The organism is Delftia sp. WSY_7 (genome assembly GCF_043104845.1).
GTDB lineage: Bacteria > Pseudomonadota > Gammaproteobacteria > Burkholderiales > Burkholderiaceae_C > Comamonas > Comamonas tsuruhatensis.
On sequence record NZ_JBICLB010000040.1, the window covers coordinates 95011 to 105303 of the forward strand.

At 65.5% G+C, this 10293-nt stretch carries 9 protein-coding genes and 3 tRNA genes; 3 read left to right on the forward strand and 9 right to left on the reverse strand.

What is annotated here, in order from left to right; genetic code table 11:
* Positions 1-63 precede the first annotated feature (63 nt).
* The 3 genes from ACF8ME_RS22390 to aat all read right to left on the reverse strand — a co-directional run bounded on the left by ACF8ME_RS22390 (position 64) and on the right by aat (position 2547).
* The gene (locus tag ACF8ME_RS22390) at positions 64-888 is read right to left on the reverse strand and encodes an IclR family transcriptional regulator (protein WP_016447410.1); all 825 of its coding nucleotides are present in this window, start codon (positions 886-888) and stop codon (positions 64-66) included.
* A 127-nt stretch (positions 889-1015) separates the two neighbouring features.
* Positions 1016-1765, reverse strand: a complete 750-nt coding sequence (locus ACF8ME_RS22395; protein ID WP_016451368.1) for an arginyltransferase — start codon at positions 1763-1765, stop codon at positions 1016-1018.
* Complete coding sequence (gene aat / locus ACF8ME_RS22400) at positions 1762-2547, reverse strand: leucyl/phenylalanyl-tRNA--protein transferase (protein WP_016451369.1); 786 nt, start codon at positions 2545-2547, stop codon at positions 1762-1764. The genes ACF8ME_RS22395 and aat overlap by 4 nt, the downstream gene beginning before the upstream one ends.
* 237 nt (positions 2548-2784) lie before the next feature.
* Here aat and ACF8ME_RS22405 point away from each other — a divergent pair, with 237 nt between their 5' ends.
* Positions 2785-3111, forward strand: coding sequence for a hypothetical protein (locus tag ACF8ME_RS22405; RefSeq protein WP_016447407.1), 327 nt, complete (start codon positions 2785-2787; stop codon positions 3109-3111).
* A 44-nt stretch (positions 3112-3155) separates the two neighbouring features.
* Here the strand turns inward: ACF8ME_RS22405 and ACF8ME_RS22410 are convergent.
* From ACF8ME_RS22410 to ACF8ME_RS22425, 4 genes are all read right to left on the reverse strand, one after another.
* A tRNA-Asn gene (locus ACF8ME_RS22410) sits at positions 3156-3231 on the reverse strand.
* Positions 3232-3276: 45 nt separating this feature from the next.
* A tRNA-Asn gene (locus tag ACF8ME_RS22415) sits at positions 3277-3352 on the reverse strand.
* Positions 3353-3404: 52 nt separating this feature from the next.
* Positions 3405-3480: transfer RNA gene (locus ACF8ME_RS22420), tRNA-Asn, on the reverse strand.
* A gap of 86 nt (positions 3481-3566) precedes the next feature.
* Entirely contained in the window at positions 3567-3986 is a 420-nt protein-coding gene (locus ACF8ME_RS22425; protein ID WP_016451371.1) for a YbaN family protein, read from the reverse strand.
* Positions 3987-4247: 261 nt separating this feature from the next.
* Here ACF8ME_RS22425 and def point away from each other — a divergent pair, with 261 nt between their 5' ends.
* Positions 4248-4787 (forward strand): peptide deformylase, encoded by a 540-nt coding sequence (gene def, locus ACF8ME_RS22430; RefSeq protein ID WP_034368832.1) that lies wholly within the window; start codon positions 4248-4250, stop codon positions 4785-4787.
* Between the two features lie 291 nt (positions 4788-5078).
* The gene (locus ACF8ME_RS22435) at positions 5079-6572 is read left to right on the forward strand and encodes a nucleobase:cation symporter-2 family protein (RefSeq protein ID WP_016450767.1); all 1494 of its coding nucleotides are present in this window, start codon (positions 5079-5081) and stop codon (positions 6570-6572) included.
* 80 nt (positions 6573-6652) lie between these two features.
* Here the strand turns inward: ACF8ME_RS22435 and ACF8ME_RS22440 are convergent, their stop codons facing one another.
* Both ACF8ME_RS22440 and map read right to left on the reverse strand, forming a co-directional pair.
* On the reverse strand, positions 6653-9286 hold the full coding sequence (locus tag ACF8ME_RS22440) for a [protein-PII] uridylyltransferase (protein WP_026062074.1): 2634 nt from the start codon (positions 9284-9286) through the stop codon (positions 6653-6655).
* An 89-nt stretch (positions 9287-9375) separates the two neighbouring features.
* On the reverse strand, positions 9376-10191 hold the full coding sequence (gene map / locus ACF8ME_RS22445) for a type I methionyl aminopeptidase (protein ID WP_016450769.1): 816 nt from the start codon (positions 10189-10191) through the stop codon (positions 9376-9378).
* Positions 10192-10293: the final 102 nt, after the last annotated feature.

Genomic DNA, 10293 nt, shown 5'->3' on the forward strand with positions numbered 1-10293 from the left:
GCCCTGGGCGCCTTTGTTGTTTTTGATGACCGGTCTTGCTGCTTGCGGATGGCTGCTTGCAGATCAGTGGCTGCTGCGCGCGTAGGGATTGGGGGGCGGGGCTGCAGGGCGGACCGCATTGAAGCCCAGGGCGCCCGAGATCTCCTGCGCGGTGGCCTGGAGCTTGGACAACCAGCTTTCGTCCAGCCGGTCGGCGGGAGCGGAGATGGACAGGCCGGCCACCAGCTTGCCCTGGTCGTCATAGATGCCGGCGGCCATGCAGCGCACGCCCAGCTCCAGCTCCTCGTTGTCGCGGGCGACGCCATGGTGGCGTACCTTGTCCAGCTCGTTTTCCATGTCGGCAAGCCGCGTGATGCTGAAGTGCGTCTTGCCGGGAAGGCCGGTTCGTGTGGCGTAGGCGCGCACCTGCTGCGCATCATCGGCCGCCAGAAACAGCTTGCCATTGGATGTGAGGTGCAGCGGCGCATGGCCGCCGATGGCGCGCACCACCTGCATGCCCGAGCGCTCGCTGTAGGCGCGTTCCACATAGACGATTTCATCGCCCTGGCGCACGCTGAGGCTGACCGGCTGCTGGATCTGCTTGTGCAGCTGGCGCATGGGAATCAGGGCCGCTTCGCGCACGCTCAGGCGGGCCTTGACCAGGTTGCCCAGCTCCAGGAAACGCATGCCCAGCCGGTAGCTGCCCGATTCGGGGCGGTCGACAAAGCGGCCGATGGCCAGGTCGTTGAGAATGCGGTGCGTGGTGGAGGGGTGCAGGCCGGTGCGCTCGCTGATCTCCTTGAGCGATACCGCTTCCTCACGCGAGGCCAACACGTCGATCAACGTGAACATGCGTTCCAGGACCTGGACGCTGGGCTTGGGCGAGGCCGCGTTATCGTCTTTTTTCATGAGGCGCAAGGGGATTTCGGGATTCGGTCATTCTAGCGGCGGGCATGGCTTGGCGGCATATGTGCCGCCTGCAAACAGCGGCCATGTGCATAAGAAATGTCGCTGAAAAGGGCGCGGTGGCGCCATATCAGCGTGGGAGCTGATCCACGCGCTGCCAGCGCTCGTCCACGCGCACTTCATGGGGAAGAAAGCGCGCCTTGTAATTCATCTTCTGGCTGTCGGCGATCCAGTAGCCCAGATAGACATAGGGCAGGCTCATGGAGCGTGCCTGATCGATCTGCCACAGCACGTTGAACGTGCCGTAGCTGGCCTGGTCATCGGGCTCGTAGAAGGTGTAGACGGCGGACAGCCCGTCTTCCAGCACATCGAGGATGGAGACCATCTTCAGCCTGCCGACTGCGCCGTCGGCCGCCGGTGCGCGGAACTCCACAAGCCGTGAGTTGACGCGGCTTTGCAGCAGGAACTGCGTGTACTGGTCCACGCTGTCGTGGTCCATGCCGCCGCCGCTGTGACGGCTTTGCTGGTAGCGCAGGTACAGCTGGTAATGCTCGTTCGAGTAATGCAGGCGCTGGATCGATGCCGTGAGATCGGCGTGGCGCACGGCGGCACGGCGCTGGCTGCGGTCCGGGCGGAAATCGTGGACCAGGATGCGCATGGGCACGCAGGCCCGGCAACCATCGCAATACGGCCGGTAGGTGAACATTCCGCTGCGGCGAAACCCCAGGGAGACCAGCTCCGAATAGGCGCTGTTCTGGATCAGGTGGCTGGGCGTGGCCACTTGCGAACGCGCCAGCCGGCCATCCAGGTAGCTGCAGGGATAGGCGGCTGTGGCGTAGAACTGCAGGGCCTGCAGCGGAAGATCGTTCGGGTGCGTCATGGTGTGCTGGCGGCAGCCGGTGATGTGCTGCCGGCGTCACCGGACGGCGGCAGCAACTCGTTCCAGTATACGTTTTCGAATTGCCAGTGCATGGGCGGCAGCTGGCTTTGCTCTGCCACGGTGCGCAGGAACTGGGAGCGGGGCATCTCGCGCGCGCCCAGCGAAGCCAGGTGCTGCGTGGCCTGCTGGCAATCGATTTGCGCGGCGCCTTGGTGCCGGCACAGCGCCACCAGTGCCGACAGTGCGATCTTGGATGCGTCTGTGGCATGCGCGAACATGGACTCGCCGAATACGGCGCGGCCCAGCGCCACGCAGTACAGGCCGCCCACCAGGCGCCCGTCGATCCAGGTTTCCACGCTGTGGGCTGCACCCTGGCGGTGCAGTTCGGTATAGGCGTCAAGAATTTCCTGCACGATCCAGGTGCCATCCTGGTCACGGCGCACCGTTTGGGCGCAGTGCTGCATCACGGCCTCGAAAGCGCTGTCGATGCGGATCTCGCAGCCGGCGGTGGAGCGAAAGCGCTGCAATGTCTTGCGCAGGCTGCGGTGCAGCCGGAACTGCGATGTCTGCAGCACCATGCGTGGATCGGGCGACCACCATAGCGTGGGCTGGCCTTCGCTGAACCAGGGAAAAATGCCCTGGCTGTAGGCGATGCGCAGGTGCGCCGCATCCAGCGTGCCGCCTGCGGCCAGCAGGCCCGGAATCGGGTCGTTGGGGCCCCATGCCGTTTCCACAGGAGGGAAGGCCTGGTGGGGAATGAGCCATGGGAGGGGGTGGGACATGATCGGGTGCGGACTGAAAAATAATGGATTCGTGCTTCTCTGCAGCCGCAGTCTTGCACAAACCATGGTGAAGAGGGTTGCGTGGATGCGAGAGCATCGCCTGGCCGGGGTAAGTGAACCTCCTACGCGGCCTTGTCCCGCCAGGGGACAGCGCCGCCAGGCCGGGTTGGCTATCCTGGGCTTGTCTTCTTGCGGATGCATGGCTTTCGCTGCGAAGACATCGAAGGAGGATGAGCGATGTTTTTCAGCAAAATCTTTGGCGCAAGCCTTGCCGAGCCGCGCTATATCCGTCGCACCCGGGCCTACCTGCAGGAGGCACGCATGGCGATGCTGGAGCACACCATTGCTGCCGAATACTACAAGTCCTCTGCGGACATGTATGCGGAGCGGGCTGCGCGGCTGGAAGAAGAGCTGCGTGCATGGGAAGAGGGCGTGGAGCAAGCGCGCGCTGCGCACGGTGCGCGTCGCGCACATGCCAAGCACGGCAAGCCTGTCACCGTGGAGTCGGCCGCCCCTGCCGCAGCGCCGAGCACGCCGACTGTCGGCATGGTGCGCGCAGCCTGAGCAAACAAAAAAGCCCGCATGCGCTGGCATGCGGGCTTTTCATCTGGCTCCTCAACCTGGGCTCGAACCAGGGACCTACGGATTAACAGTCCGGCGCTCTACCAACTGAGCTATTGAGGAATATGTTGGTGCTGGGCCCTGTGCGATTGCAAGGCCGCTGAAATTTGGCTCCTCAACCTGGGCTCGAACCAGGGACCTACGGATTAACAGTCCGGCGCTCTACCAACTGAGCTATTGAGGAATACGTGTCTATCGACAAAGATCCTGTGCGATTGCAGGGTCTTGAAATTCTTTGGCTCCTCAACCTGGGCTCGAACCAGGGACCTACGGATTAACAGTCCGGCGCTCTACCAACTGAGCTATTGAGGAACAAGACCTAGATTATATGACGTAAAAAACACGTCACAGAAAACTCGGGGAATTTTTTTCAGCAGGCCTGCCGCAGGCCTTCATTCTCAGGGCTCTGGCCTGAACCACAGCCACACCAGCACGCAGCCCATGGACGTCAGCGCCACGGCCTGTACCCAGGCGGGCGGGCGTGTCCACAGCAGGAGGACGGCGCACAGGCTCATCATGGCGCTGGCGCTCCATTTGGCGCGCCGGCTCACGCAGCCACCTCGCGCCCAATTGCGCAGCATGGGCCCGAACAGGCGATGGCGCCACAGCCAGGTGTGCATGCGATGCGAGCTGCGCGCCGCGGCCCATCCGGCCATGAGCACGAACACCGTGGTGGGCAATCCTGGAATGAAGATGCCGGCAATGCCCGTCGCCAGGCTCAGGCAGGCAAACAGCTGCAGCGCCCAGCGCAACGGCGCGGCCGGCATGCGGTGCAGGGGAGGGGGATCATCATCATTGAAGGCCTGCGCCTGCGCCATGCCTGCCTGCGCAGTGGCATCCGGCTGCCTGGCCTGTGCCGCGGGTGTTTGCTGCGCGCCTGTGTCACGGTCCTCTGAGGACGCGGCGGATGACTCTCTGGCGGTGCTGGGCATGCTGCGATTGTGCCAGCGCGGTGTAGCCATGGCGGCCAAGGGGGGCGAGAGGGGGGGATCGGGGGGCGAAGCAGGTGGGTGTGGTCACGGTGCGCGGTCGCCCGCTATGCTTGGCGACCCGCATTTCCTGCATCACCGTGCACTGCCATGACTGTACGCACCATATTGAAAATGGGTGATCCGCGCCTGCTGCGCGTCGCCCAGCCCGTGACCGAATTCGACACCGACGAACTGCACCTGCTGCTCAGCGACCTGCTGGACACCATGCATGCCGCCAATGGCGCGGGGCTGGCCGCGCCGCAGATTGGCGTGGACCTGCAGATGGTGGTGTTCGGCTCCGGCCTGCCCAATCCGCGCTACCCCGATGCACCGGTGGTGCCGCGCACCGTGCTCATCAATCCGGTCATCACGCCCATGGGCGAGGACGAGCAACTGGATTGGGAAGGCTGCCTGTCCGTACCCGGCATGCGTGGCATGGTGCCGCGCTGGAGCCGTATCCGCTACACGGGCTTCGATGTCTTTGGCGATGCGATCGATCGCACGGTGGATGGCTTTCATGCGCGGGTGGTCCAGCATGAGTGCGACCACCTCTGGGGAAAGCTCTATCCCATGCGCATGCGCGACTTCCGCCAGTTCGGCTTCACCGATGTGCTGTTCCCCGGCATCAGCGCTGCCGAGGATGACTGAGCGGACTTGCTTGCCGCTGTAATTCCAGGATCTGCGGTCAGGTCTTTGTATACAAATCGGTAGACAATTTTTCCATGCTGGCGCCGTACAGTGGCACTTCCCGCGAAGGCGGGGATTGTGTGCGTGCGCCCGCCAAGAGCTGCCAAGCAGCCACCGGGCTTCGCGATGCAGGATGCAGGAGAGCGCGGCCTATCGGGTCGGCGGCAAAGGGTGCGCGGGGGCGTGCCTGCCGCCATCCGGCTGCCGCGTACTTGTCCGGCGTTCTGTGAACAAGAGGACAAGGAGACAGCGATGGAAAAAAGTTCTGGCAATGCGCCGGCCCTGGGCGCAGACATCCGCCCGGAGGACGAGCAACTCGGCCTCACGGCCAACACCCTCTATGGTTTGCAGCATGTGCTGACCATGTACGGCGGCATCGTGGCCGTGCCCCTGGTCATGGCCAATGCGGCGGGCATGTCGGCGGCCGACACGGGCCTGCTGATCACGGCCTGCCTTTTCATGGGCGGGCTGGCCACGCTGCTGCAGACGCTGGGCATTCCGTTCTTCGGCTCGCGCCTGCCGCTGGTGCAGGGCGTGTCCTTCTCGGGCGTGGCCACCATGGTCAGCATCCTGCATACGGGCGGCGGCATGCAGGGGGTGCTGGGCGCCGTGCTCTTTGCCTCGGTGTTCGGCCTGATCATTGCGCCCATCTTCTCCAAGCTCACGCGCTTTTTTCCTCCGCTGGTCAATGGCTGCGTGATCACCATCATCGGCCTGTCGCTGATGCCGGTGGCCGCCCACTGGGCCATGGGTGGCAATCCCCAGGCGGCCGACTACGGAAGCATGGGCAACATCGGCCTGGCCGGGCTGTCCCTGGTCATCGTGCTGGCGCTGAGCAAGCTGGGCAACGCCATGATCTCGCGCCTGTCCATCCTGCTGGCCATCGTCATCGGCACGGCGGTGGCGGCCATGATCGGCAAGTCCGACTTTTCCGAGGTGGGCAGCGGTGCGTGGTTCGCCGTGCCCATGCCGCTGCACTTCGGCTGGCCGACCTTCAGCCTGGCGGCGACGCTTTCCATGTCCATCGTGATCCTGGTGACCTTGGTGGAGACCTCGGCCGACATCCTGGCCGTGGGCGACATCGTGGGCACCCGCGTGGATTCGCGCCGCCTGGCCGACGGCCTGCGTGCCGACATGCTGTCCAGCGTGGTGGCCCCGTTCTTCGGTTCGTTCACGCAGAGCGCCTTTGCCCAGAACGTGGGCCTGGTCGCGGTCACGGGCATCAAGAGCCGCTATGTGGTGGCCTTCAGCGGGCTGATCCTGATCGCCTTCGGACTGCTGCCCATCATGGGGCGCATCGTGGCCTGCGTGCCGCCCTCGGTGCTGGGCGGCGCGGGCCTGGTGCTCTTTGGCACGGTGGCAGCCAGCGGCATCCGCACGCTGGCCAAGGTGGACTATCACAACAACATGAACCTGATCATCGTGGCGGCGTCCATCGGCATGGGCGTGCTGCCCATGGTCAAGCCGGACTTCTATCACCACTTCCCGGACTGGTTCGCCACCATGTTCCATTCGGGCATCAGCTCCACTGCGGTGACCGTGCTGCTGCTGAACCTGGTCTTCAACCACTTCAAGCAGGGCAACCCCGAAGAGCCATCGGTGTTCGGCGCCGGATCGGAGCGCGTGCTCAGCGAGGCCGTGCTGTCTGCCCTGGCCGATGGCGACCGGGTGGTCGATGGCAAGCTCTATGACCGCGAGGGCAAGCAAGTGGCCACGGTGTCGGCGCCTGCGTCCGCCATGCACTGATGGCTGTATCCCCGCCTGCCAGCGCATGAACCCGACGAGCCCGCCCTGCACAACAGGGCGGGTTTTTTTTCGCAATCGGCTCAGACTGCCAGGGCCTGCAAAAGCTCGGTCTCTATGAGCAGCTGGCGCTGGTTGTTCTGCAGCTCGGCACCCTCGATGAGGAAGCTGTCCTCCACGCGCTCGCCCAGCGTGCTGACCTTGGCCAACTGCACGCTCAGGTGGTGCTGGGCCAGGATGCGCGCCACGGTGTAGAGCAGGCCGGCGCGGTCCGTGGCCGAGATGGACAGCAGCCAGTGCTGGGCCTTGTCGTCGGGTCGCAGCGTGACGCGCGGCGCGAAGGGGAAGCTCTTGACGCGGCGCGACAGGCGCCGGGGCGAGGGCTCGCGCAGCGGTCCGCCCTCCATCAGGGCGGCGACCAGGTCGTTCTCGACCATGTGCATGAGTTCGCGGTACTGCTCCTGCATGGCGGGCGCCACCACCTGGAAGGTGTCCAGCGCATAGCTGTTGTGGGCCGTGTGCACGCGCGCATCCAGGATGGAAAACGCTGCGCGGTCGAAGTAGCCGCAGATGCGCGCGAACAGATCGGGCTGGTCGGGTGCGTAGACCAGCACCTGCAGTCCCTCGCCCGCCAGTGAGCGGCGCGCACGCACCACGGGGCGGGTGGTGCCCACGTGGCGCGACAGGTGGCGTGTGTGCCAGGCGATGTCGGCCGCCTCGTGGCGCATGAAGTAGTCCACGCCCAGCGTGTCCCAGAGCTTCTTGTGGGACTCGAAGGGCTGGGCCGTCAGCGCCAGCTGCACCAGCGCCTCGCGCCGGCGCGCCTCGATCTCGGCGGCCGCGTCGGGCGCGCGGCCACCCATCACGCGCAGGGTCAGGCGATAGGTGTCCTCCAGCAGCTTGCCCTTCCAGGCGCTCCACACCTTGGGGCTGGTGCCACGGATGTCGGCCACGGTGAGCAGGTACAGCGCCGTAAGGTTGCGCTCGTTGCCCACGCGCTCGGCAAAGGCCTGGATCACCTCGGGGTCCGACAGATCCTGCTTTTGTGCGACCTGGCTCATGGTCAGGTGCTCGCGCACGAGGAACTCGATCAGCTCGGCGTCGGCGCGCGCAATGCCGTGGGCACGGCAAAAGCGCTTGGCCTCCACGGCGCCGATGATGGAGTGGTCGCCGCCGCGGCCCTTGCCGATGTCGTGGAACAGCGCGGCCACGTACAGCAGCCAGGGCTTGTCCCAGCCGCTGGCCAGCTGGGAGCAGAACGGGTACTCATGCGCATGCTCGGCCATGAAAAAGCGCCGCACATTGCGCAGCACCATGAGAATGTGCTGGTCCACCGTGTAGACGTGGAACAGGTCGTGCTGCATCTGGCCCACGATGCGCCGGAAGGGCCACAGGTAGCGCCCCAGCACCGAGGTCTGGTTCATCAGCCGCATGGCATGCGTGATGCCGCTGGGCTGCTGCAGGATCTTCATGAACGTGGCGCGGTTGACGGGGTCGCGCCGGAAGGCCGCATCCATCAGGTCCCGCGCGCCGTACAGCGCGCGCAGCGTGCGTGCCGACAGGTCGGTGAGGCCCACATGGGTCTCGTACATCAGGAAGGTTTCGAGGATGGCATGCGGCTCGCGCTCGTACAGATCGTCGCTGGCCACTTCGATGGTGCCGGCCTTCTCGTAGAAGCGCGAGTTCAGCCGGATCCGCGGCGTGGGGCGCGGGTTCAGGCGCTCCTCGATGTTCAGCCGCAGGATCTGGCACAGCTGGGTCACGGCCTTGGCTGCCCAGTAGTAGTGGCGCATCAGCGTCTCGCTGGCGCGCATGGCCAGCTTGCGGCCCTCGGCCGAGGTGGAGCGGTAGCCAAAGGCCTCGGCCACGGCGGTCTGCTGGTCGAAAACCAGGCGGTCCTCGTGCCGGCCCGCCACGGCGTGCAGGCGCGCGCGTATCAGGCTGAGCATGGCCTCGTTGTCTTCGAGCTGCTGGCGCTCGAAATCGGTGATCAGTCCCTTTTCCGCCAGGGCCTGCCAGCTGTGGCCCAGGCCTGCGGCGCGGGCCAGCCAGATCATGGTGTGCAGATCGCGCAGGCCGCCGGGCGATTCCTTGCAGTTGGGCTCCAGCGAGTAGGGCGTGCTCTCGTACTTGTTGTGGCGCTGGCGCATTTCCAGCAGCTTGCCGGACAGAAAGGCGCGCGCATTCATCTGTGCCTGGTAGCGCTGCTGGAACTCGCCGAACAGCGGCTCGTTTCCGCAGATGCGGCGCGACTCCAGCAAGGCGGTCTGCACGGTGAGGTCGCGCCCGGACTCTTGCAGGCATTCGGCCAGCGTGCGCACGCTGGAGCCGATCTCCAGGCCCGCGTCCCAGCAGCTGCCGATGAACTTTTCTATGCGCGAGGTCAGCTCAGGGTCTGCCGTGCCGGTGGCCGGCAGCAGCACCAGCACGTCGATGTCGGAGTAGGGAAACAGCTGGGCGCGGCCATAGCCTCCCACGGCGGCCAGGCAGGCCTCGGCAGGCATGCCGGCGCGGTGCCACAGCGCGCGCAGCAGCGTGTCGGCCAGATCGCTCAGGTGCTGCAGCACCAGGCGCACGCCGCGCCGGCCCATGGTGGGCGCCAGCAGCGAGCCTATCCAGCGTCCGCGATCGAGGGCGTACTGCGCGCGCAACTGCTCCAGCGAATCCGGGGCTGCGGGCGCAGAGTTGGAAGGAGTGTGGTCAGTGGTCTGTTTCATGCGCGGCCAGGGCAGGGGAGGCGCCTGGAGCGGGTGCCCCGGGCGCAGTGCCATTTTGCCTGCGCATCACGCAAGAAACATGCCGAGCCTCAGCAGCTCGTGGCGGTCACGAAGGGCGGGAGCGCGGGCGAGCCGGCCGACAGGGTCATGACTTCGTAGCCCGTCTTGGTGACCACCAGGGTGTGTTCCCACTGGGCCGAGAGGCTGTGGTCCTTGGTCACGATGGTCCAGCCATCCTTGCCCAGTTCCTTGATCTCGCGCCTGCCCAGGTTGAGCATGGGCTCGACGGTGAAGACCATGCCCTCTTCGAGAACGGTGCCCGTGCCGGGGCGGCCATAGTGCAGGATCTGCGGCTCTTCGTGGAACTTCTGGCCGATGCCGTGGCCGCAGAACTCGCGCACCACCGACAGGCCGTGGCCTTCGGCAAAGGTCTGGATGGCGTTGCCGATGTCGCCCAGCGTGGCGCCGGGCCTGACCTGCTGGATGCCCAGCCACATGGCGTCGAAGGTCAGCGCCGACAGGCGCTTGGCCGCGATGGAGCACTCGCCGATCAGGAACATGCGGCTGTTGTCGCCGTACCAGCCGTCCTTGGTGATGACCGTGACATCCACATTGACGATGTCGCCCTTCTTGAGCGGCTTGTCATTGGGGATGCCGTGGCAGACCACATGGTTGACCGAGGTGCACAGGTGCCCGGGATAGGGCGGGTATCCAGGCGGCTGGTAGCCGATGGTGGCGGAGACCGTGCCCTGCTGCGCCATGCATTCGGCGCCCAGCCGGTCGATCTCGGCCGTGGTGATGCCGGGCTTGATGTGGGGGGTGATGTAGTCCAGCACTTCCGAAGCCAGGCGGCATGCCACGCGCATGGCTGCGATGTCTTCGGCGCTCTTGATGGTGATGCTCATGCCCGCAATTATCCCATTGCGCCTTTGGACGTGCAGGGGTAAGGGGCGGCTGTCGCCACCGGGACGGCGCAGCCCGGTAAAATGGCGGCCTCACCGATTCAG

What these genes read in the sequence shown, in the direction of transcription:
- ACF8ME_RS22390 (WP_016447410.1), bottom strand. Translation starts at nt 888, where the DNA reads ATGAAAAAAGACGATAACGCGGCCTCGCCCAAGCCCAGCGTCCAGGTC.
- ACF8ME_RS22395 (WP_016451368.1), bottom strand. Translation starts at nt 1,765, where the DNA reads ATGACGCACCCGAACGATCTTCCGCTGCAGGCCCTGCAGTTCTACGCC.
- aat (WP_016451369.1), bottom strand. Translation starts at nt 2,547, where the DNA reads ATGTCCCACCCCCTCCCATGGCTCATTCCCCACCAGGCCTTCCCTCCT.
- ACF8ME_RS22405 (WP_016447407.1), top strand. Translation starts at nt 2,785, where the DNA reads ATGTTTTTCAGCAAAATCTTTGGCGCAAGCCTTGCCGAGCCGCGCTAT.
- ACF8ME_RS22425 (WP_016451371.1), bottom strand. Translation starts at nt 3,986, where the DNA reads ATGGCGCAGGCGCAGGCCTTCAATGATGATGATCCCCCTCCCCTGCAC.
- def (WP_034368832.1), top strand. Translation starts at nt 4,248, where the DNA reads ATGACTGTACGCACCATATTGAAAATGGGTGATCCGCGCCTGCTGCGC.
- ACF8ME_RS22435 (WP_016450767.1), top strand. Translation starts at nt 5,079, where the DNA reads ATGGAAAAAAGTTCTGGCAATGCGCCGGCCCTGGGCGCAGACATCCGC.
- ACF8ME_RS22440 (WP_026062074.1), bottom strand. Translation starts at nt 9,286, where the DNA reads ATGAAACAGACCACTGACCACACTCCTTCCAACTCTGCGCCCGCAGCC.
- map (WP_016450769.1), bottom strand. Translation starts at nt 10,191, where the DNA reads ATGAGCATCACCATCAAGAGCGCCGAAGACATCGCAGCCATGCGCGTG.